Source organism: Roseateles sp. GW821-FHT09H11 (assembly GCF_059415845.1).
In genome coordinates, this window is the sequence record NZ_JBWKOA010000002.1 from 614707 (window position 1) to 636756 (window position 22050).

The 22050-nt window shown below is 69.1% G+C and carries 15 protein-coding genes; 12 read left to right on the forward strand and 3 right to left on the reverse strand.

Features of this window, described 5'->3' with window-relative positions:
• Window positions 1-230: 230 nt before the first annotated feature.
• Window positions 231-1112 carry a LysR family transcriptional regulator gene (locus AC07PR_RS09900; RefSeq protein ID WP_495135168.1) on the forward strand — a complete coding sequence of 294 codons (882 nt, stop codon included), beginning with the start codon at window positions 231-233 and terminating at the stop codon, window positions 1110-1112.
• A 464-nt stretch (window positions 1113-1576) separates the two neighbouring features.
• Here the strand turns inward: AC07PR_RS09900 and truD are convergent, their stop codons facing one another.
• The gene (truD, locus tag AC07PR_RS09905) at window positions 1577-2590 is read right to left on the reverse strand and encodes a tRNA pseudouridine(13) synthase TruD (protein ID WP_495135169.1); all 1014 of its coding nucleotides are present in this window, start codon (window positions 2588-2590) and stop codon (window positions 1577-1579) included.
• 61 nt (window positions 2591-2651) lie between these two features.
• Window positions 2652-4061 carry an aminotransferase-like domain-containing protein gene (locus AC07PR_RS09910; protein ID WP_495135170.1) on the reverse strand — a complete coding sequence of 470 codons (1410 nt, stop codon included), beginning with the start codon at window positions 4059-4061 and terminating at the stop codon, window positions 2652-2654.
• 157 nt (window positions 4062-4218) lie between these two features.
• Here AC07PR_RS09910 and AC07PR_RS09915 point away from each other — a divergent pair, with 157 nt between their 5' ends.
• Window positions 4219-4455: a hypothetical protein gene (locus AC07PR_RS09915; protein WP_495135171.1), complete on the forward strand. Its 237-nt coding sequence runs from the start codon at window positions 4219-4221 to the stop codon at window positions 4453-4455.
• Between the two features lie 168 nt (window positions 4456-4623).
• Here AC07PR_RS09915 and AC07PR_RS09920 read toward each other — a convergent pair whose 3' ends face one another.
• Window positions 4624-5742, reverse strand: a complete 1119-nt coding sequence (locus AC07PR_RS09920) for an ABC transporter substrate-binding protein (RefSeq protein ID WP_495135172.1) — start codon at window positions 5740-5742, stop codon at window positions 4624-4626.
• A 392-nt stretch (window positions 5743-6134) separates the two neighbouring features.
• Here AC07PR_RS09920 and kdpF point away from each other — a divergent pair, with 392 nt between their 5' ends.
• From kdpF to AC07PR_RS09970, 10 genes are all read left to right on the forward strand, one after another.
• Window positions 6135-6224, forward strand: coding sequence for a K(+)-transporting ATPase subunit F (kdpF, locus tag AC07PR_RS09925; RefSeq protein WP_297525706.1), 90 nt, complete (start codon window positions 6135-6137; stop codon window positions 6222-6224).
• A gap of 1 nt (window position 6225) precedes the next feature.
• Complete coding sequence (gene kdpA, locus AC07PR_RS09930) at window positions 6226-8019, forward strand: potassium-transporting ATPase subunit KdpA (protein ID WP_495135173.1); 1794 nt, start codon at window positions 6226-6228, stop codon at window positions 8017-8019.
• Between the two features lie 178 nt (window positions 8020-8197).
• A complete protein-coding gene (gene kdpB, locus AC07PR_RS09935; protein ID WP_483109260.1) occupies window positions 8198-10279 on the forward strand; it encodes a potassium-transporting ATPase subunit KdpB in 2082 nt (693 codons plus the stop codon).
• A 16-nt stretch (window positions 10280-10295) separates the two neighbouring features.
• The gene (kdpC, locus tag AC07PR_RS09940; RefSeq protein WP_483106883.1) at window positions 10296-10931 is read left to right on the forward strand and encodes a potassium-transporting ATPase subunit KdpC; all 636 of its coding nucleotides are present in this window, start codon (window positions 10296-10298) and stop codon (window positions 10929-10931) included.
• 5 nt (window positions 10932-10936) lie between these two features.
• Window positions 10937-11785 (forward strand): TorF family putative porin, encoded by an 849-nt coding sequence (locus AC07PR_RS09945; RefSeq protein WP_495135174.1) that lies wholly within the window; start codon window positions 10937-10939, stop codon window positions 11783-11785.
• Window positions 11786-11855: 70 nt separating this feature from the next.
• Complete coding sequence (locus AC07PR_RS09950) at window positions 11856-14630, forward strand: hypothetical protein (protein WP_495135175.1); 2775 nt, start codon at window positions 11856-11858, stop codon at window positions 14628-14630.
• Window positions 14631-14701: 71 nt separating this feature from the next.
• Complete coding sequence (locus AC07PR_RS09955) at window positions 14702-17524, forward strand: hypothetical protein (protein ID WP_495135176.1); 2823 nt, start codon at window positions 14702-14704, stop codon at window positions 17522-17524.
• A gap of 17 nt (window positions 17525-17541) precedes the next feature.
• On the forward strand, window positions 17542-20346 hold the full coding sequence (locus AC07PR_RS09960) for a DUF4118 domain-containing protein (protein ID WP_495135177.1): 2805 nt from the start codon (window positions 17542-17544) through the stop codon (window positions 20344-20346).
• Window positions 20347-20353: 7 nt separating this feature from the next.
• Window positions 20354-21061 carry a two-component system response regulator KdpE gene (kdpE, locus tag AC07PR_RS09965; protein WP_377154173.1) on the forward strand — a complete coding sequence of 236 codons (708 nt, stop codon included), beginning with the start codon at window positions 20354-20356 and terminating at the stop codon, window positions 21059-21061.
• A gap of 90 nt (window positions 21062-21151) precedes the next feature.
• On the forward strand, window positions 21152-22012 hold the full coding sequence (locus tag AC07PR_RS09970) for a hypothetical protein (RefSeq protein WP_495135178.1): 861 nt from the start codon (window positions 21152-21154) through the stop codon (window positions 22010-22012).
• Window positions 22013-22050 lie beyond the last annotated feature (38 nt).

Here is a 22050-nt window from a genome sequence, read left to right on the forward strand (position 1 = left end):
GGCCAATCGCGTCGAGCCTCCTCGGGGTAGACATGCCGCCGGAGCCTGTGCGACCGCGCCATGAGCGTCGTTTCGCTGCGTTTTGGCGGCATGGACGTCATGCTAATTAGCTTGATCGGCGTCGATAATTGGCTGAAAATTACTAACTGATATTCCATATTGGAATAAATCAGCGAGGCGTGGAGCCGCTTGGGTCCAGCCGCAGGACAGGCAGCGACAGACAGGCGCCGATGGACAGATTTCAGGAACTCACTGCGTTCGTGGCGGTGGTGGACGCCGGCGGTTTCACGGCAGCTGCGCGACGGATCGGTGAGTCTCAATCCGTCATCAGCAAGTCCGTGAGCGCCCTCGAAAAGCGTCTCGGCGTGCAGTTGCTCAATCGCAGCACGCGCAGCGTCACGTTGACGGACCACGGACGGAAGTACTACGAACGGACGAAACCGCTCCTCGACGAATTCGCGCAGGCGGATGGCGAGCTGATGAGCAGCACACTGGAGCTGTCCGGGCTCGTGAGGATCGCCACCTCGGTCACCTTCGGGCGTTTGCACGTTCTGCCGCTTGTCCCGCAACTGCTGGCGCGTCATCCCAAACTGAGACTCGATCTCAAGCTGGCGGACGGTGTGCAGGATCTGCTGGCGGAAAGCGTCGATCTGGCCATCCGGATCAGTCCCGCCTTCAGCCCGGACGCCGTGGTCAAGCGCGTGTCCACCAGTTCACTGGTGTGCGCGGGATCTCGTCGCTATTTCGAGCAGCACGGAACGCCGATGACGCCCGAAGATCTGGTCAACCACAACTGCATCGTCTTCAACGGGATCGAGAGTTGGGCCTTCGAGCGACCGGGCGGGAAATTCAACGTGCGGGTGAGCGGCAATCTTTCATCGAACACCGTCGAGACCATCCTCTCGGCCGTGCAGGCGGGCGTGGGCATCGGGATGTTCCATGGCGCCTCCTTGACCCGCGAGTTGCGCGCGGCGGGCGTCGTCACCGTCCTCGATGAATTCATCGGCGAGAAGAGAGATGTCAGTCTGATCTGGCCGAACCGGAAGTTCATTTCGGCGAGGGTGCGGCAGGTGACGGAGTTCTTCGCGGTGGAACTGGCCAAACGCATCTAGAAGTCGGGCTGCCTCGCCGTCGTTCAGCGTTGAAATGCAATCAGCGCCGTACATCTCCGCTGCGAGGGCCAGTGGGAACGCATCACCATGTTCTTACGCCCAGAACGAAATGACTGGCAAGCAGGGCCAAACAGAAGGGCGCGGGCAAGGCACAAACAACTGCGGCCCATGAAGCTCGCCGCAGGGCAAAGAACATCCCAACGAATGCACCTGCCGTGCCCATTACCCACAGGAAAACGCCAATCCGTATCGCCCCAGCATCGCCGGCCATGAGCGCTCCTGTACCGACCACGGCAAGGCCGAGAAGCGAGCTCCCAGCCAGGGCCAGCCAAACAAAAAGGACGAGGGCGCGGCTCACAGCGTTCAATGTGTTGAGTGCGGATCGTTAACGATTTCGGCCCAATATTTGCGCATGCAGTCTGAGCGTTCATCGGCCATCGACGAGGCGTGAAGACCCCCAACCGTCATTCCACAGCCGCAGGCTCGTTCTCCGTATGCCGCTCAGGCTCCGTGGTGCGGAGGATTTCGTTCAGGACGGACGTGGCGTAATTCCCCGCGGGCAAGGAGAACGTGAGCACCAGTTGATCGGCTTGCAGCCATTCCCATGTCATGTCCACCGGGCTCGCCACCAGGGAGCGGCGCTCCTGATCCAGACCGGCGTGTTCCATGCCGTCGCACAGGGTGGCGTGAGGTTCAGCCACGCCGTTCTCCAGGGCCTGCGCCTCATCGGTCGTCGTCACGCGGCCGCGTCCCCAGAGCGGTCCGGTGGGCCGGCCCGCCTCGTCCATCACGTCACCGGGCAGGGTCTTGCCCCAGAGTCCCTGCCGGATGCGCAGCGCCAGCACCTCATTGAAGACGAAGGAGCGCACCGCCGACAGGTAGATGCCTTTCTTCTTCGGGTTGCGCACGCGGATCTCGCGCGCCAGCATGGCCCGGCCCTGCTCGACGTTGCCGCCGTCGTGGCCGAAACGCTGAGCGCCGAAGTAGTTGGGCACGCCATGCGCCGCCACGGACTTGAGATTGGTCTCGATGGCGTCGCGGTCGCCGGTCACGTCACGCAGCACGATGCGGAAGCGGTTGCCCTGCAGATCACCGGGGCGCAGCTTCTTCACGTGGCGGCTTTGGCTCAGCACCTTGAATTCCGGGTGCTGAAGCAGGGTCAGGTCTGGCGTCTCGCCCTTGGGCAGATAGATGCTGAACCACTGACGGGTGATGGCGTAACGGTCCTTGAGGCCGGCATAACCCACGTCCCTTTCCTGCACGCCGGTGGCATCGGCCAGTTGCAGGGCGATGAAGGCGGTGTTGGCACCGTTCTTCTCGATGTCCAGCCAGATGTGCTCGCCCTCGCCGGAGGGCAGTTGCAGCGGCAGTTCGGTCACGATGAAGTCCTCGTTGTGGAGCTTCAGCGTGGCGCTGGCGCCGCTGGCCGGGTAGGCGTTGGGCCACTGCGGCAGGGTCGTGTATTGGGCGTCGGTCATGGGCCGGGATTCTCTCCCGGCACGCATGCCTGCCGAACGTCCTCGTCCGACAGGAGAAGCGCTAGCGCACGAGCGCCTTGGCAATCTGGCCCAAGGTCCTCAGCGCGCCCTCGACCTGCGCGTTGTCGGGATGCCCGAAGTTGAGCCGCAGGTGGTGCGTGAAACGGTGATCGGCCGAGAACAGATGCCCCGGCGCGATGCTGATGTCATGAGACAGGGCGACCCGGTGCAATTCCAGCGCGTCGATCTCGGCGGGCAACTCGACCCAGACGCAGTAGCCGCCCTCCGGTTGCGTGACGCGGGTGCCTGGAGGAAAGCACTTGGCGATGGTCCTCAGCATGGCTTGACGGTTCGTGACGAGCGCTTGCCGGAGCTGCCGCAGGTGCCGGTCGTAGCCGCCGCGACTGAGGTATTCGCTCAAGCCCTCCTGCATCGGCACCGGGGTGGCCAATGAACTCATGAGCTTGCGACGGCTGACATCCCGGGCAAACCGGCCCGCGGCCGCCCAGCCGACGCGGAATCCGGGCGCCAGCGATTTCGAGAAGGAACTGCAGTGCAGCACCAGGCCAGCCTTGTCCCAGCCCTTCGCGGGCCGGGGGCGTGATCCGAAATACAACTCACCGTAGACGTCATCCTCGATGAGCGGAATCTCGCGCTCGGCGAGCAGCGCCACCAGCGCCGCCTTGGCGGCATCGGGCATCAGGCTGCCCAACGGGTTCTGGAAATTCGGCATCAGCCAGCACGCCTTGACGGGGTGGCGATCGAGGACGGCCGCCAGCGCCGCCACGTCGACGCCGGTGCGCGCATGGGTGGCGACTTCGACCGCCTTGAGCCCGCGGCGCTCCAGCGCCTGCAAGGCGCCATAGAAGGTCGGCGACTCGATGGCGACGAGGTCTCCCGGCTTCGTGACCGCCTCCAGGCACAGGTTCAGGGCCTCCATCGCGCCGTTGGTCACGACGATCTCGTCCGCATCGACCTTGCACCCGGCGCCCAGGTAGCGCAGGCCGATCTGGCGCCGCAGTTCGGCGCTGCCCGGCGACAGGTCCTCGACCGTGCGCCACGGATCCAGCCCGCGCGCGGCCTTGCCAAGCGCCAGGGCCAGCTTGTCCAGCGGGAACAGGGTCGGGCTCGGAAACGCCGAGCCCAGTGGCACGACGGCCCGTTTGCGCGACAGCCCGAGTACCTGGAACACCAGCTCCGACACCTCGATGCTTCGCTCCTCGGCCAGCGGATCCGACGCGTGGGGCTCAGGGTGCGGGATCGCCGCCTGGCTGACGAAGTAGCCGGACCGCGGCCGCGCCTCGATCAGGCCGCGGGCCTCCAGCAGGTAGTAGGCCTCGAAGACGGTGGAGGGGCTGACACCGCGGTCCTTGCTCGCTTGGCGGACCGAGGGCAGGCGGTCTCCGGGACGCAGCTGCCCCGCGGCGATGGATGCCGCCAGGTCATCGGCCAGGACTTCGTAGCGCTTCATGAGGTGGGGTGCTGATATGGCCCGTTGCGCGGAACGGCTGCACTGTATCGGCTACATCCCTTTCACCGTGAGTTCTCTCCCGGATGTCCATCTGATCCGGTGTTTTTAAAGGATTCTGAATCTGTACTTTTCATGCCGCCGAGCGCACAGTGACGTCATGGAATGGGTCCCCACCGTCTTCATCGCGTTCAAGGCCAGCGTGCTGTGCATCGGCATGTTTTTCGCCATCAAGTGGCACTACGACAAAGCGAAAAGGGAGCAGGGGGCGGAGAAGCAGCGCGCGGTGCTGCGCACGAGCGCCATCGTGGCCGCTGTCTTCGTGCTGTTGGTCGTCGGGCTGGTGGTCCTGACCTTCAGCCTGGGCACGATGCTCGGCCTGGACTTGAGCTTCTGATGATGGGAACGCATGGTCAGCGCGAACGACCGGGATGCCGATCACGCTGCTGTCGCGCTTGCAGTTGCCGTGCAGAAGGCGACCCGGGGATCGGGTCGATGCTGCGCACGCCCGGAAGTCGTCCGGGTCTGGCCGCTCCCGCGACCGAACTTGACGATGCCGTTCCCGTCAGCGCCGGACCTTGCCATCCTCGGTGAGGATGGTCATGTCCACATACCGCGATCCGGCGTGGCGCTGTCCCGAGAAGCTGATGAAGAAGCCGCCCAGGTCGAGCTGGCTCTGTGCTTCCAGGCCGTTGATGATGTTGGCCGGCGTCGGGTCGTTCCCGGCGCGCCTGAGGCCTTCCACCATCGTCTTGGCGGCGACGAAGCCTTCCATGCCGGTGTAGCTCACGTCCACCTTCGCGGCCTTGGCGCGCTGCAGGTATTCGCCGGCGATCGGCGTCAGGCCCGAGAACGGGAAGGGCACGACCTGTGACACCACGACGCCGCGCGCGTCCTTGCCCAGCTCCGACGCCAGCGCCTGCGCGCCGACGAACGAGAAGTTGTAGAAGTTGCCCAGGAAGCCGGCCTTGCGCGCGCCCCGGATGAAGGCCGCGCAGGACTTGTAGGCCGCCACCTGCACGATGCACTCGGGCTTGCCCGCCATCACCGCCGTCAGCGACGCGGCCACGTCCACGGAGTTGCGCTCCACCGTGCCTTGCGACACCGGGGCCAGGTTGTGCTGCTTGAGCGCCGTGGTCACCGCCGCCAGGCCGGCCTGGCCGTAGGCGTCGTTCTGGTAGAAGACCGCCACGCGCGTGATGCCCACCGAGGTCAGCTGCTTGACGATCTCCGCCGCCTCGTCGTTGTAGGACGCGCGGATGTGGAACAGGAAGCGGTTGAACGGCGTGCGCAATGCCTCCGCGCCGGTGAACGGCGCCACCAGCGGGATCTTGGCCGCCGTCAGCAGCGGCACCGCCGCCAGCGTCGTGGGCGTGCCCACGTAGCCGAACAGCGCGTTGACGCCGTCCTCGATCAGGCGCCGCGTGTTGGCGGCGCAACGCTCGGGCTCGTAGCCGTCGTCCATGCTGCGCAGTTCGATGCGCTTGCCGTTCACGCCGCCGCGCTGGTTGACCTGGTCGAAGACCAGCATCGCGCCTTCCTTGAACTGCTCGCCCAGTTCCTTCGCCGGGCCGCTGAAGGGCGCGGACTGGCCCAGCACGATGCGCGAGTTGTCGGCGAAGGCAGGCAGGCTGCCGGCACCGGCGAGGGCGGCGAAGTTCTGAAGCAGGTGGCGGCGGTTCATGGGGCTGACTTCCTGACGCTTTTGGAAAGGCGAGGATCTTCGGTGACGGCGTTGACGGATTCGCTATGCAATAACCGCAACTCCGGATTTTCCCGCTCAGGTGTGGACAACGTCACAACCGCTTCATCTTGAAACATGTGCCCCCTGGCGGGGTATTGACGCGCCGCCGGCGGGGGATGACGGGAGATCTTTATGCAATCTTGATACCCCCGCCCCGAGCTTCTACAGGCCCTTGAGGCCCCCGTTCCTAGAGTTCATCCATCCCATCACGCCCTCATGGAGGGGGCATGGGACCCCAAAAAAATGGATGCACTCTTTCTCGGATTGAGCGTCGTGCTGTTCCTCGTGGCGGTGGGCCTGGCCGTGGCCAGCCATCGCCTGGAGGCCAAGCCATGAGCGCGCTCTACTGGTTGACCGGGCTGATCTCCGCCGGTCTGTTCGTCTATCTCCTGGTCGCCTTGTGGCGGGCGGAGGAGTTCTGACATGACGAACCTCGCCTGGGCCAACCTGGCCCTCTACCTCGCCGTGACGCTGCTGCTCGCGTGGCCGCTGGCCCGCTGGATCACCGCGCTCGCCAAAGGGCAGATGCCCGGCTGGATCGCCGCGATCGAGCGCCCGATCTTCCGCCTCGCCGGCGTCAAGCCGGAAGAAGGCATGGGCTGGAAGCAGTACGCCATCGCGCTGCTGATCTTCAACTTCATCGGCGTGATCGTCGTCTACGCGCTGCAGCGCCTGCAGGGCGTGCTGCCGTTCAACCCGCAGGGGATGGGCGCCATCAGCCCGGACTCGTCCTTCAACACGGCCATCAGCTTCGTCGCCAACACCAACTGGCAGGGCTACGGCGGTGAGTCGACGATGAGCTACCTCACGCAGATGCTCGCGCTGACGGTGCAGAACTTCCTGTCCGCCGCCACCGGCATCGCGGTCGTGTTCGCGCTGATCCGCGGCTTCGCCTCGCGCCTGTCCGGCCACGTCGGCAACTTCTGGGCCGACATGACGCGCTGCACGCTGTGGCTGCTGCTGCCGCTGTCCATCGTGATCGCGGTCGTCTTCGTCCAGCAGGGCGTGATCCAGAACTTCGACGGCTACAAGACCGTGCAGACGGTCGAAGCGCAGGACTACCAGACGCCCAAGCTCGGCGCCGACGGCCAGCCGCTGAAGGATGCCAAGGGCGAGCCCGTGATGGAGAACCAGCACACGCAGGAGCAGTCGCTCGCGATGGGCCCGGTCGCGTCGCAGGAAGCCATCAAGATGCTGGGCACCAACGGCGGCGGCTTCTTCAACGCCAACTCCGCGCATCCGTACGAGAACCCGACCCCGTTCACCAACCTGCTGCAGATCGTCGCGATCTTCGTGATCCCGGCCGCGCTGTGCCTGAGCTTCGGCCAACTGGTCGGCGACCGCCGGCAGGGCGCCGCGATCCTCGCCGCGATGAGCGTGCTGTTCATCGCCGGCGTGCTGGTCGCCACCCCCGCCGAGCAGGCCGGCAACCCGCTGGTCGCCGCGCAGGGCGTCGACATCCAGGCCACCGAGCTGCAGGCCGGCGGCAACATGGAAGGCAAGGAAACGCGCTTCGGCATCTCGGCCAGCTCGCTGTTCGCCGTCGTGACCACCGCCGCCTCCTGCGGCGCGGTCAACGCGATGCACGACAGCTTCACCCCCATCGGCGGCGCCGTGCCGCTGGTGATGATGCAGCTCGGCGAGGTCGTCTTCGGCGGCGTCGGCACCGGCCTGTACGGCATGCTGGTCTTCGCGATCCTGGCCGTCTTCATCGCCGGCCTGATGATCGGCCGCACGCCCGAGTACCTCGGCAAGAAGATCGAGCCCTTCGAGATGAAGATGAGCGCCGTCGCCATCCTGGTGACGCCCATCGTCGTGCTCGCGGGCACGGCCATCGCGGTCCTCGCCGCGGATGGCAAGGCGGGCATCGCCAACCCCGGCGTGCACGGCTTCAGCGAGATCCTCTACGCCTTCACCTCGGCGGCCAACAACAACGGCAGCGCCTTCGCCGGCCTGTCCGCCAACACGCCGTTCTACAACACGCTGCTCGGCATCGCGATGTGGCTCGGCCGCTTCCTGGTCATCGTCCCGGTGCTGGCCATCGCCGGCAGCCTGGCCGCCAAGAAGCGCATCCCCGTCGGCGAGGGCACGCTGCCCACCCACGGCCCGCTGTTCGTCGTCCTGCTCATCGGCACCGTCCTCCTGGTCGGCCTGCTGAACTACGTGCCCGCGCTCGCGCTGGGTCCCGTCGTCGAGCACCTGATGCTCTGGAAGTAAGCCTTCGGAGCCCGTCATGACCAATCAACTCAAGACCCTTCATACCTCGGTGCCTGCCTCGGCACGCACCGAGGTCCTCGGCGGCGCCAAGGTCTCCACGGGACCGCAAGGTCCGCAAGGATCTTCCGGCCCGCAAGGACAGGACCCGCAGCCCCCGCGCCCCAACGCCAAGACCGGCATGTGGGACCCCGCGCTGGTGAAGCCGGCGATCCGCGATTCGTTCGTCAAGCTCGCGCCGTCGGTGCAGCTGCGCAACCCGGTGATGTTCGTCGTCTACGCCGGCAGCATCCTCACCACCGGCCTGTGGCTGGCGAGCTTCGCCAAGCCCGAGCTGGCCGGCGCCGAAGGCCCGGGCTTCATGCTCGCGATCGCGCTGTGGCTGTGGTTCACCGTGCTGTTCGCCAACTTCGCCGAGGCGCTGGCCGAAGGCCGCTCCAAGGCGCAGGCCGCGTCGCTGCGCGGCCTCAAGGCCAAGACCTGGGCGAAGAAGCTCGAGACCCCGCGCCACGGCTCGTCCTGGCACCCGGTGCCGTCCGAGGAGCTGCGCAAGGGCCACGTCGTGCTGGTCGAGGCCGGCGACCTGGTGCCGCTGGACGGCGAGGTCATCGAAGGCGTCGCCTCGGTCGACGAGAGCGCCATCACCGGCGAATCCGCGCCGGTGATCCGCGAATCCGGCGGCGACTTCTCCGCCGTCACCGGCGGCACGCGCGTGCTGTCGGACTGGGTCGTCGTGCGCATCGCCGTCAACCCGGGCGAGGCCTTCCTCGACCGCATGATCGCGATGGTCGAGAGCGCCAAGCGCCAGAAGACGCCCAACGAGATCGCGCTGACCATCCTGCTGGTCGCGCTGACGCTGGTGTTCCTGGTCGTCACCGTGACGCTGCTGCCGTATTCGCTGTTCAGCGTGGAAGCGGCCGGCGCCGGCACCGTCGTGTCCATCACTGCGCTGGTCTCACTCCTCGTCTGCCTGATCCCGACGACCATCGGCGGCCTGCTGTCCGCGATCGGCGTGGCCGGCATGAGCCGGCTGATGCAGGCCAACGTGATCGCCACCTCCGGCCGCGCGGTCGAGGCCGCCGGCGACGTCGACGTGCTGATGCTCGACAAGACCGGCACGATCACGCTGGGCAACCGCCAGGCCAGCGCCTTCCTGCCGGCGCCGACGCTGCAGGAGCAGCTGCTCGCCGACGCGGCGCAGCTCGCTTCGCTGGCCGACGAGACGCCGGAAGGCCGCTCCATCGTCGTGCTGGCCAAGCAGCGCTTCAACCTGCGCGAGCGCGAGCTGGCGACGCTGCAGGCGCACTTTGTCCCGTTCACCGCGCAGACCCGCATGAGCGGCGTCGACTTCGGCGATCCCGCGGCGCCCAAGCGCCAGCTGCGCAAGGGCGCGGTGGAGGCGATCCGCCGCTTCGTCGAGCAGCACGGCGGCCAGATGCCGGCGCAGGTCACCGCGGTGGCCGAGGAAGTCGCGCGCCGCGGCAGCACGCCGCTGGTCGTGGCCGACCTGAACGAGGGCCAGGCCCGCGTGCTGGGCGTGGTCGAGCTCAAGGACATCGTCAAGGGCGGCATCAAGGAGCGCTTCGCGCAGCTGCGCAAGATGGGCATCCGCACGGTGATGATCACCGGCGACAACCGCCTCACCGCCGCGGCGATCGCGGCCGAGGCGGGCGTCGACGACTTCCTCGCCGAGGCGACGCCCGAGGCCAAGCTCAAGCTGATCCGCGACTACCAGGCCGAAGGCCGCCTGGTCGCGATGACCGGCGACGGCACCAACGACGCCCCCGCGCTGGCGCAGGCCGACGTGGCGGTGGCGATGGCCAGCGGCACGCAGGCCGCGAAGGAGGCCGGCAACATGGTCGACCTCGATTCGAATCCGACCAAGCTGCTGGAGATCGTCGAGACCGGCAAGCAGCTGCTGATGACGCGCGGCTCGCTGACGACCTTCTCCATCGCCAACGACGTGGCGAAGTACTTCGCCATCATCCCGGCGATGTTCCTGGGCGTGTATCCGCAGCTGGCCGCGCTCAACGTGATGGGCCTGCACAGCCCGGCGTCCGCGATCCTGTCGGCCGTCATCTTCAACGCGCTGATCATCGTCGCGCTCATCCCGCTGGCGCTCAAGGGCGTCGCGTACCGGCCCATCGGCGCGGCCGCGCTCCTGCGCCGCAACCTGTGGATCTACGGCCTGGGCGGCCTGATCGTGCCGTTCGTCGGCATCAAGGCGATCGACCTGCTGCTGGTCGCGCTCCACCTCGTGTGACGCGGAGGACTCCATCATGACAACCACGCAATCCACCGCTTCGTCGGCCTCGCATCCGACGTCTCATTCGCCGTTGCGCATGCTGCGCCCCGCGCTCGTCGGCTTCGTGCTGCTGAGCGCCGTCACCGGCCTGCTGTATCCGGCGCTCGTGACCGGCGTCGCCAAGACGATGTTCCCGTTCCAGGCCGAGGGCAGCCTCATCCTGCACGACGGCAAGGTGGTCGGCTCCGAGCTGATCGGCCAGAACTTCTCGTCGCCGCGCTACTTCTGGGGCCGTCCGTCGGCCACCGCGCCGATGGCCAACAACGCCACCGGCTCCAGCGGCTCCAACCAGGGCCCCACGAACCCGGCGCTGGTCGATGCCGTGAAGGGCCGTCTCTCGGCGCTCAAGGCCGCCGATCCGGGCAACACCGCGCCGGTGCCGGTCGACCTGGTCAGCGCCTCGGCCAGCGGCCTGGATCCGCACATCAGCATGGCCGCGGCGCGTTACCAGGCCGCCCGCGTGGCCCGCGAACGCGGCCTGCCGATCGAGGCCGTGCAGCGCCTGATCCAGGCCAACACCGAGGCCCGCGACCTTGCCGTCCTCGGCGAACCGCGCGTCAACGTGCTCAAGCTCAACCTCGCGCTCGACAAGGCGCAACCCGCTCATTGAACTTCATGAAAACTCGTCTTCTCTCGCTGTTCCTGATCTCCTCCTGCTTCCTGCACGCCGCCGCGCGCGCCGAAGGCGAAGCCCCGGCGGCCGCGCCCGCGCCGACGCCCGAGCACACCTTCACCGGCAACGTGGCCTTCGTCAGCGACTACCGCTTCCGCGGCATCAGCCAGACCTGGAAGCGCCCGGCCGTGCAGGCCGGCTTCGACTACAGCCACAGCAGCGGCCTGTACCTGGGCACCTGGGCGTCCAACGTCTCGGGCAACAGCTACAACAACGGTGCCGGCATGGAATGGGACCTCTACGGCGGCTACAAGCTGCCGGTGACCGAGGCCGTCACGCTGGACGTCGGCGCGCTGGCCTACGTCTATCCCGGCGCGCGCCTGAACGCCGCGCCCGGCCAGCCGACCTCGAACAAGTACGACAACGTCGACGTCTATGCCGCCGTCACGGCGGGCACGTTCTCCGCCAAGCTGTCGGTCGCCGCGACCGACTACTTCGGCCTGGACAGCGAGACCGCCGGCTACGCCTACTTCAACGCGCTGCCGGCCAAGGGCTCGTCCAAGGGCACGGCCTACCTGGACCTCAACTACGGCTTCGAGCTGGGGCAGGGCGTCAACGCCGGCGTTCACCTCGGCCACCTGTGGGTGCGCAAGTACGGCGACCTGTCCTACACCGACTGGAAGCTGTCCGTGAGCAAGGAGATGAAGGACCTCGGCGGCCTGACGCTCAGCCTGGCCGTCGTCGGCACCGACGCCGACAAGGCGCTGTACCAGGCCGGCGACTCGGCCGCGCAGCGCGCGAAGCGGCTGGGTGACACAGGCGTCGTGCTGAGCGTGTCCAGGACCTTCTGACGCGATTCGCGCAACGCCGCGGGGCATTCGCACACTGATGCGCGATGGATCGACTCGCGAGCCCCGTGGCATGAACCCCAGTTCCTTCAACAGCTCGTTCGACAGTTCGTTCAGCAGCTCGGACGACAGCTTTTGCGACAGCCCGCATGACGGCCCGCAGGGGCGCTCGTTCGAAGAGACGGCCGGCGACCTGCCGTCGAGGCGCGGGCCGTTCCTCTCCGGTGCGCGTCCAGGGGCCGTGGAGGTGTTCGGCTCGACCTTGGGGCCGCCTCATGCGTTGATGCTCGAACGACCCGCGCTGTGCGTCGATCCGGACTCGCGATCCGGCGACGAGGCGGTCCGCATCCGGGCGGACGGGGCGCGCTGGGACCTGTCCACGGAAGGGCAGGCGGCGCTTCACGTCCGCGTGCCCGTCGAGCAGGCCGCCTGGACACGCCGCCTGGTGTTCGCGGAGATGCCCGATGCGCAGGACTGGCGATGGCTGCCCGCGTATGTGCAACGTTGTCCGAACCTGGTGGAGATCGTGCTGCCCGGCGGCAGCGAGCGGGTGGCGCCCGATCTGCGCACGCACGGCGACCGGACACCGGACGGTCGCTGGCTGCTGCGCATCGCCAGGCGCGAGGACGGCGTGGGCGGTCATGACCTGCTCTGCGCCGCGCTGCGCCGCACGCTGGGCGATTCGGTGCGACGGCCGCAAGTCCTCGGCGCGATGGGGCGCCCTCCGCTGTTCGAGCGTCTGGCGCGCGATGTCGAGGCGATCCGCGCCGCGGCGCCGCCCGATCCCGCCTTGGGCGATCGGATCGCCGCGTTGGTGCGCGCCATCGTCGATGACGATCAGATCGCCATCCATTGCGCGCTGATCGCGAAGGAGCAGCGGACACCCCCGGACCGTCTGGCGGCGATGGAGGAGATGGTCGCCGAACTGCAGCGCGCGCCGCTGGTCCTGCGGTCATCTCCGCGCGTCGAGGGGCTGTCGTTCGGGCATTCGCATGCCGCCGTCGGCTTGATCGTCCGCATGAACGCGACGCACCTGCGTCCGCGCGGGCGCGCGGCCCATGGCCGGATCGCCAGCGACGAAGCGTCGCGTCCGACATCGCTGAACGCCACCGAACGCTCGACGGCCGTGGAGTTTCTGAATCGCGTGCCCGCGTCGGTCATGACGGCGACCATGCGCTTCGTTCGCGACTGCGCGTTGCGGATCCTGCAGGCGGACAAGGCCTTCGCCGACACCGTGTTCCTCTCCTTCGCGGAGGAGGATGTCCTGATCGACGCCCTCCATCTGGCCCTCCAGTCCGAGTGCCGCGTGATCGGAGATCCCTGGCTCGAACGCGCGAGGCTGGAGGCGCTGCCTCGCGAGGTGCGCATGGCGTTGGCGACGTTGACGGACTGGGTGGCCGGCGCGACCGGCATGGACGGCCTCCGCTGCGAGCGGTGGTATCGGCACATCCTCAGCCAGACGCATTGGCACACCCGGGCGCGGACACCGGTGCCCGGCCTGCTGCGTGGCAAGCCGGGTGAGCCGGATCTGGATGCGCCGCCGAGCCCGCCCATCGCGGCCATCGCGACGTTCTGGGGGCGGGCGCTCTGGCTGGATCTGCACTGGCTGGGAGAGCCCGTGACGAATGCCGATGCGGTGAATCGCGTGCTGGCGGAGCGCTTCGCCTTCGGATTGGGGCTGCGGCGCGCGCACCTCGTGGGCGACCGCATTCCGGAGCGCTTGCGATGGAAGGATGCGGAACGGGTGGAGATCCACCTGACGGAGCAGGAATTCACCAGCCCGGACCGCCTTCTCTACATTCAAGCGATCAGGCAGGCCGTGGCCGCCGAACTTCCGAACGCGATCGCGTGTCAGTTCTGCTGTCCGACCCAGGACGTCACCGTGGTGATGGACACGCTCGTGACTCTCGACCGGGCCGCGTGGGACAAGCGCGTGGACGACATCGGCGGGCGGCTCCCCGGCGTCCTGTGGAATGGCCGGCGACGCAATCGTCTGAGGACGCAAGCGGCATTCCGGGACTGGTTGCACGGGCTCTATGCGCTGTCGGACCGGTCGAACGCCGGACCTCCCCTGGCGGAACTGGTCGCGCCCGTGGTGGCCCGGGTCATCGAGGACGAGGACTTCGCCGCGCGTGGCGCGGACCAGATCCTCCAGCAGGACGGCGGATGCGTCGATGCCTATCGCCGCTCGCTGTATCGACTGGTCGTGTTGAGCAATGGCGGCCTGACCGGCGATGCCCACACGGCCGTGCTGGCCGCCTTCCAGCTGGCCTGCATGCTGCGCGCCGACGGCGCGGCCCAGGCGGCCGACCCCGAGTACCACGAGAACCTGGAGGATGCGTTGCTGCTGCGTGTGGCCGTCGCGCAGCGCCTGCGCGACCGGCTTGGCGACGATGTCCAGGTGCTGGAGGACGTGAGCTTCGGCCATCTGGGCAGGGAGGGCGCCCGGTGGAACGACGCCTCCGGGCGCGCGGCGCGATCGCGGCGGGCCGACGCGATCATCGAGGCGGAGATCGCCAGCGGCTTCGCCACGTCCTTCGATTGCCTGGACCCCGACGGCCTGATCGGCGACCTGTTGACGAGGCGTCTGGATCAGGAGATCGGCAATGCCGCGCTGGAGGAAGGGCTCCGCGCGGAGGCGCGGGCGCGCTATGAGCACGCGTCCGCGCAGGCCGGCGACGATGCCGTGGCCCAGCAGGCCGCCGACGATGCCATGACGCGGGACCTGGACGGCCTGAGCGCCGCGCTGCAGGCCCGGCGTCGACAGCATCTCGACGGCGCCATCCGGACGCTGAAGGACCGCCTGTCGGCCACCCGACCCACCGACACCTTGCCGCCCGCGATCTGATGCATGCCGCTGCGTCGATCCGGCCACTGACCCTGCGTCGATCAACTCGATCGCTCAGCAGGAGACTCCGCGTGCATCCGATGTCCAACAACCCCTTGTCCCCCTGGATGGTCGACGCCTCGCCGCGGACGTCAGCGGGATCTTCCGGTCCGGTCCCCGCAAAGACGCCCCGGCTCGAACCGGGACTGGCGTGGCAGTCGACGCTCCAACTGGAGCGGCCGGCCCTCATCCAGCCTTTGGGGTCGACCGCCGCCACGACCGGCAACAGGACGGGCAACACGACCGGCAACACGACCGGCAACATGGCGAACGACCCGGCGGACGACTCAACGGACGACTCGGCGGACGATTGGCTCTCCACCTTCATCCGCCATCGCCACCCCAACGCCCCGGAGAACGATCGAATCTCTCCGGCTGGCCGGACCTGGCAACTGGGCACCGCCGCACTGGACACGCTGTCCGGGCGGCTGCCCGCGACAACGGCGGCCTGGACACGACGCCTGGAGTTCGACGGATGTCCGGACGTCCGGGACTGGCGATGGCTGCCCGCCTATCGGCAGCATTGCCCGAACCTGATGGAGATCGTGTTGCCGAAGGACAGCCACCTGGTGGTGCCGGCGCTGATGGACCACGCCCGTCGTGAGGAGGACGGTCGATGGGTGCTGAGCACTCCGGGTCGCCACGACGGCGTCGGCAAGTTCCAGCGCCTCTGCGAGGTCCTGGGACGATCCCTTCGCGATGTCGTGGATCGACCGGACGTGCTGGGGTCCTGCGGGCGTCCGCGGGTGTTCGACCGGCTGGCCCGGGACGTCGTGGCGCTGAGCGGCACGGCGCCGGTCAAGCCCGCGCTCGCTCAGCTCATCGAGAGGCTGCTGTCCGCCATCGTCGACGACAGTCAGGTCGCCCTGCGATGCGGGCTCGTCGCGCAGGCGCCAGGGACCCCTGCGGATCGGCTCGCGGCCATGGAGGCGATCGCCGCCGAACTGCGAAGGGCGCCCTTCGCCCTCCCGAGGAGCACCTGCCCCTTGGACGTGCAGGACGAGGTGGCCGGCATGATCGACGGGCTGTCCCGCGCCACGGACGTCGGTGCGTACACCAGCGAGACGCTCTTCTCCCCGAGGCGACCGCGGTGGCTGGACCGCGCCGAGGCCGCCGCCATGTCCCGATGCCTGAAAGCCGTGCCGGCCGCGGCGCTGACCCCCGCCCTGCAGGCGCTCCGCGATGCGGCCCTGCAGGTGTTGAGTCCTGACCCCGCCTTCGAGGATCTCGTGTTCCTGTCCCGGGAGGAGGAGGACGTGGTGAGCGACGCGCTCCATCTCGTCCGCCTGCTGGGCCTGCGCATGGTGCTGCGGACACCCGGCGGCCTGTCGCCGGAAGCGATGCCCGGCAGCTCGAGGCGGGCCCTGGCGGCACTTCGCCGGTGGATGGACGAGGCCCCGTCCGGGGACGCCCTGCGGCGGGAACGCTGGTATGTCCATCTGGCCGGCCAGGCGCATCACGGCGCGTGCCAGTCCTTGCCGACGGCGGGACTGCTGCGCGGCAACGCCTGGGTGGCCGACCTCGATGCGCCACCGGCGGCCTTGATCGCGGACATCGCCCGCTCACGTGGCGAGGCGCTGGGATTGACGCTGGACTACCGGGGAGAGGCCGTGTTCGATCCCGGCGAGGTCAACCGTGTCCTGGCCGAGCGGTTCTCCTTCGGCATCCGGTTCAGCGGCGCGCACCTGGAGGCGGAGCGCGCGCCGGCAGCCCTGCGATGGCCGGAAGCGGACTCGCTGGACATCGACTCGGCGGGCGAGGGATGGCCCCGGGACGCCTGGCGGCGGCGCGTGGTCGCGGGGCTGGTGAGCGACTTCCCCCGACTGTCCCGACTGTTGTTCGGCGGCGGCGAGTTTCCTCGCGGCGACGATCCGGAACTGGTCCGCGACCTGGATGTGCTGTCGGTACGGGGCCGGATGCTGGACGAAATCATCCGGCTGACGCCGAGCCTGATCTGGACAGGCAGGCAACGCGGTCAACTGACCGATAGGCCGCACTTCCTGTCCTGGCTGGTGCGGCTCATCCTGTGGCACCGGGGGGCGACGGAGCGCGACGAGAGGGCCGCGCTGCGTGCGCGCGTCGGTCCGGTGCTCCTGCGCGTACTGGACGACGGGGCCTTCGCGTCGCAATGCGAGGCGCTGATCCGCTCGCAGGACGGCGGCTGCGCGGACGCGTACCTGCGGGTCCTGCATCAGATGGCCCTGCTGAACGACGCCGGGGAGGCAAGCGACACCGCCGCGGCGGTCGAGATCGCGCTGCGTTTCGCCTGCGAGCTGCGCGCCGATCAGTGGGTGGTGGAGACGCACGGCGACTTCAACGAGACCCTCGAGGAGGCCATGCTGCTCCGCCAGGCCGTGCGGACCCGCCTGGGAACGCGACTGGGGCATGCGCCGGCCGAGGCCGCCGACGCCGGCGACACGCCGATCTATGCCCACCTGGGCATTGCCGGCGATCGGTGGCGCGATGACGAGGTGACGCGACGACGCGACCGGCAGGCCGACGCCTTGATCGACGCGGAGGTCGAGAGCGGCTTCGCCACCTCGCACGACTGCCTGGTGCCGGGCGGACTGGTCGGCGACCACCTGTCGAAGGTGCTGGACCGCGAGTCGGGACATCGCGCGCACGAGGCTCGCCTGCTGTCCGAGGCGCAGGCCCGGTTCGACGCCGCGATCGACGCCGCCGGGGACGATGACGAGGCGGTCCGCGCCGCCAACGACGCCGCGTCGCAGGCATACGCCGACATGGTCGCCGCCCTGGCGAGGAGGCGGCGGGAACAGGTCCTCCCTCCTCTGGCGGCGTTGGCCGCACGCCTGTCGCCACGACGAACCGATGACGCGCCGTCCGCGGCGCCCTGACACGACAATCACCTTCCATGCGCAGCCCCACCGACGACCGACCCGACCCCGACGCGCTGCTGGCCCACCTCCAGCGGCAGGAGCAGTCCGAGGGGCGAGGCCGCCTGCGGATCTACTTCGGCGCCTCGGCGGGCGTGGGCAAGACCTTCGCGATGCTGCAGGCGGCGCGGCACCTGGCGGACCAGGGCCGCGCGCCGCTGATCGGCGTCGTCGAGACGCATGGCCGGGCCGACACCGCCGCGCTGCTCGACGGCCTGCCGCGGCTGCCGATGCGGCAGGTCGACCACCGCGGCCGCGCGCTGCCGGAGTTCGACCTCGACGGCGCGCTGGCGCGTCTGAAGGACCAGCCGGCCGCGCTGATCCTGGTCGACGAGCTGGCGCATTCCAACGTCGCCGGATCGCGGCATCCCAAGCGCTGGCAGGACGTCGAGGAACTGCTCGCCAACGGCATCAGCGTCTACACGACGGTCAACGTCCAGCACCTGGAGAGCCTCAACGACGTCGTCGGCGGCATCACCGGCGTGCGGGTGCAGGAGACGCTGCCCGACACCTTCTTCGACCGCGCCGACGAGGTCGTGCTGGTCGACACGCCGGCCGACGAGCTGCTCGCGCGGCTGAAGGCCGGCAAGGTCTACCAGGGCGCGCAGGCGGAGCGCGCCGGCCAGCACTTCTTCCGCAAGGGCAACCTGATGGCGCTGCGCGAGCTCGCGCTGCGCCGCACGGCCGACCGCGTCGAGGACGACGTGCAGGCCTGGCGCAGCAACGAGCGCATCGCGCCGGTGTGGAAGACCGAGGCCGCGATCCTCTGCGCGATCGGGCCCGGCGACGAGGCCGAATCGGTCGTGCGCAGCGCCGCGCAGCTCGCGCAGCAGCTGGCGGTGAGCTGGCATGCGGTCTACGTCGAGACGCCGGCGCTGCACCGCCTGCCCGACGCGCGCCGCGAGCGGTCCCTGCGCGCAGTGCGGCTGGCGCAGGACCTCGGCGCCACGACGGCGGTGCTGGCCGCGCAGGATCCCGCGCAGGCGCTGGCCGAGTACGCACGCGAGCACAACCTGTCCAAGCTGCTGATGGGGCGGGGCGCGCCCTCGCCGCGGCGCTGGGGCAGCCGCGACCTGGCGGCGCACCTCGGCCGCGCGGCGCCGGAGCTGGACCTGATCCAGGTCGGCGCGTCGGCGACGCAGCGCAGCAACGAGGACGACCCCGGCCCGACCTTCGGCGCCGCGCCTCGGCGCTACGTCTGGGCAACGCTGGCCTGCGTCGGCGTGGCCGCGGTCTGCTTGCCGCTGTCGCACCGCATCGCCAACGACAACATCGTCATGCTGTTCCTGCTCGGCGTGGTGGGCGTCGCCATGCGCTGGGGGCGCGGACCGGCCGTGCTGGCCAGCTTCCTCAGCGTCGCGCTGTTCGACTTCCTCTTCGTCGCCCCGCGGCTGAGCCTGGCGGTCAGCGACGTGCAATACGTGATCACCTTCGTCGTGATGCTGGCGGTCGGCCTGATCACCGGTCAGCTGACGGCGGGACTGCGCTATGAGGCGCGCGTGTCGTCGGAGCGCGAGGCGAGGGCGCGCGGCCTGTTCGAGCTGACCCGCGAACTCGCCGGCGCGCTGCAGACCGAGCAGGTCGTCGCGACGGCGGAGCAGCAGCTCGCGTTGCAGTTCGGCGGACGGGCGCTGCTGCATGTGCTCGACGACGACGACCGGCTGCAGCCGTCGCCGACGGAGGAGACCCTGGCCGTCGGCGATCGCTCCGATGCCGGCACCGCGCGCTGGGCGCTGGATCACGAGCAGGCGGCGGGCCTGGGCACGGACACGCTGCCGGGCAGCCAATGGTTCTATCTGCCGCTGCGCGCGCCGATGCGCACGCGCGGCGTGCTCGCGCTGCGCCCCGGCGACGCGCAGACGCTGATGCTGCCGGAGCGCCGCGCGCAGCTGGAGACGGCCGCGCGCATCGCGGGGCAGGCGCTGGAGCGCGTGCACTACGTCGAGGTCGCGCAGCAGGCGCTGCTGCAGATCGAATCGGAGCGGCTGCGCAACTCGCTGCTGTCGGCGCTGTCGCATGACCTGCGCACGCCGCTGGCCGCGCTGCAGGGGCTGGCCGAGACGCTGGCCAAGCGCGATCTGGACCCCGGCGCGGCCGAGACCGCGCAGGCGATCGAGCAGCAGTCGCTGCGCATCAACGCGATGGTGCACAACCTGCTGGACATGGCCCGGCTGCAGAGCGGCGCGCTCAAGCTCAACCGGCAGTGGCAGCCGGTGGACGAAGTCATCGGCAGCAGCCTGCAGCTGATGGGCACGGCGCTGGCGCGGCATCGCGTGGTGCTGGACGTGCCGGCGACGCTGCCGCTGGTGGAACTGGACGCGGTGCTCATCGAGCGCGTGCTGGCCAACCTGCTGGAGAACGCCGCGAAGTACACGCCGCCGGGCAGCGAGATCCGCGTGATCGCGCGCACGCACGGCGCGGGCGATGCGGGCGACTCGGGCGTCTTGAGCGTCTCGCACCGGTCGAGCGGCTTGGACGTCGACGGCGACGTCGTCGCCGGCCGGGGCGAGATGCGCCTGTCCGTCGAGGACAACGGCCCCGGCCTGCCGCCCGGTCGCGAAGAGGCGCTGTTCGAGAAATTCACGCGCGGCCACAGCGAGTCGCACCTGCCCGGCGTGGGGCTGGGGCTGGCGATCTGCCGTGCCATCATGCAGGCCCACGGCGGCCGCATCTGGGCGGAGCGCGCGACGCCGCAGGGCGGGGCGCGTTTCAGTCTGGCGCTGCCGCTGGGCGAGCCGCCGGCGCTGCCGGCGTTCGAGGAAGACAGGGAACTCCAACCGTGAGTCAATCGTGAGCGAGTCGCCGCTGAGCGTCGTCCCCGTGGCGCTGATCGTCGAGGACGAACCGAACATCCGCCGCTTCGTGCGCCTGGCCCTGGAGGGCGAGGGCTGGTCCGTGCACGAGACCGGCACCTTGCGCCAGGGCCTGATCGACGCGGGGACGCGGCGGCCGGATCTGGTCATCCTCGACCTGGGCCTGCCGGACGGCGACGGCCAGGACTTCCTGCGCGACCTGCGCGCGTGGTCGGCGGTGCCGGTGATCGTGCTGTCGGCGCGCGGCGCCGAGGACGACAAGATCGCTGCCCTCGACCACGGCGCCGACGACTACCTGAGCAAGCCCTTCGGCGTCGGCGAGCTGATGGCGCGCGTGCGCGTCGCGCTGCGGCGCAGCCAGGCGCGGTCCGGCGAGCAGCAGGACCCGGTCTTCCGCTTCGGCGATGTCGAGATCGACCTGGCCGCGCGCCGTGTGCGCCGCGCCGCCGAGGACGTGCACCTCACGCCGATCGAGTACCGCCTGCTCAGCCACCTGATCGGCAACGCCGGCAAGGTGCTGACGCACCGCCAGCTGCTGAAGGCGGTGTGGGGGCCGTCGCAGGTGGAGCAGAACCACTACCTGCGCGTCTACATGGGCAACCTGCGCCAGAAGCTCGAGGCGGAACCGGCCAGTCCGAAGCACCTGCTGACGGAGACCGGCGTGGGATATCGGCTGATGCCGTAGGCCATCGTTGCCACCGCGGCAGTGGTCATGCGGGAACCCTGACCGCCGAAGTTCTCACTGGACAACTTTCGACTCTTCGAAGTTGTCTTCATGCGAATTGCCGGCGGGACATGGATAGTCCCCGATGACCCGACCGATCCGGTCCGCGAGGCCGAGGCGAGGGCGGTGAAGGACAAGTTCCTCCGCCAGGCCTATGACCGGATGGAGATGGCCGTGGATGACGAGCCGCTCGGCCGGCGCGTCAAGTACCCGTCGCCGGCGGACACCACCCTGGCCGGGGTCAACGCCCGGGCCGCCGACGCTGCGCTTCTTGCGGTAGGGCGCTCGCTGCACGACCGTTTGGCGGGGTCCGCCAAGTCGACCAACAAGTGGTCCGCGGGTCGGCCCGATCCGTTCATGCCCGTCGAGCAGAGACTGGACCTGAGCGAGCTGCGGGAGTTGTTGAACGACGATCCCGCGCTGAAGCGGCGTTTCGAGGTCGCTGGCTTGTCGGCCAATGCCTGGGCGGGCCTCAGCCGCAACTGCGGAGGGCTGTGCCGCGCGGTCGAGGACTTTCTCGGCGACGGTTTCCAGACGGTGCAGACGACGCGGGTGGAACTCCAGCCAGAACATGTGATGGTGGTCGTCGGTTCCTTCGATCCTGAACTCGCCCAACGGCCCATGAGCTCGTGGCCGCCCCATCTGATGGTCTGCGATCCCTGGGCCGGCATCGCCTGCCCGGCGCCCGACTATCCCCGACGCTTCGAGGACAAGATGAGGAAATGGGCGGCTGCGGGCAAGAAGCTGCTGATCACGGGGACGGCGGGATGGCAGTCGCCGACACTGCCGGCCTGGCTGCGCTGTCCTGGGCGCATCGACCGGGTCTTCATCGGGCAACGCCACGTTTCGGGCCAGTCCACGGCGAAGGTGATCGTGGTGGAGAAGGGGGAAGAAGGGCGACTGTCCCGCTGAGGGGGCCGGGCGCTGTAGCATTGCCCGCACGCCCAAGC

What these genes read in the sequence shown, in the direction of transcription:
- AC07PR_RS09900 (WP_495135168.1), top strand. Translation starts at nt 231, where the DNA reads ATGGACAGATTTCAGGAACTCACTGCGTTCGTGGCGGTGGTGGACGCC.
- truD (WP_495135169.1), bottom strand. Translation starts at nt 2,590, where the DNA reads ATGACCGACGCCCAATACACGACCCTGCCGCAGTGGCCCAACGCCTAC.
- AC07PR_RS09910 (WP_495135170.1), bottom strand. Translation starts at nt 4,061, where the DNA reads ATGAAGCGCTACGAAGTCCTGGCCGATGACCTGGCGGCATCCATCGCC.
- AC07PR_RS09915 (WP_495135171.1), top strand. Translation starts at nt 4,219, where the DNA reads ATGGAATGGGTCCCCACCGTCTTCATCGCGTTCAAGGCCAGCGTGCTG.
- AC07PR_RS09920 (WP_495135172.1), bottom strand. Translation starts at nt 5,742, where the DNA reads ATGAACCGCCGCCACCTGCTTCAGAACTTCGCCGCCCTCGCCGGTGCC.
- kdpF (WP_297525706.1), top strand. Translation starts at nt 6,135, where the DNA reads ATGAGCGCGCTCTACTGGTTGACCGGGCTGATCTCCGCCGGTCTGTTC.
- kdpA (WP_495135173.1), top strand. Translation starts at nt 6,226, where the DNA reads ATGACGAACCTCGCCTGGGCCAACCTGGCCCTCTACCTCGCCGTGACG.
- kdpB (WP_483109260.1), top strand. Translation starts at nt 8,198, where the DNA reads ATGTGGGACCCCGCGCTGGTGAAGCCGGCGATCCGCGATTCGTTCGTC.
- kdpC (WP_483106883.1), top strand. Translation starts at nt 10,296, where the DNA reads ATGACAACCACGCAATCCACCGCTTCGTCGGCCTCGCATCCGACGTCT.
- AC07PR_RS09945 (WP_495135174.1), top strand. Translation starts at nt 10,937, where the DNA reads ATGAAAACTCGTCTTCTCTCGCTGTTCCTGATCTCCTCCTGCTTCCTG.
- AC07PR_RS09950 (WP_495135175.1), top strand. Translation starts at nt 11,856, where the DNA reads ATGAACCCCAGTTCCTTCAACAGCTCGTTCGACAGTTCGTTCAGCAGC.
- AC07PR_RS09960 (WP_495135177.1), top strand. Translation starts at nt 17,542, where the DNA reads ATGCGCAGCCCCACCGACGACCGACCCGACCCCGACGCGCTGCTGGCC.
- AC07PR_RS09970 (WP_495135178.1), top strand. Translation starts at nt 21,152, where the DNA reads ATGCGAATTGCCGGCGGGACATGGATAGTCCCCGATGACCCGACCGAT.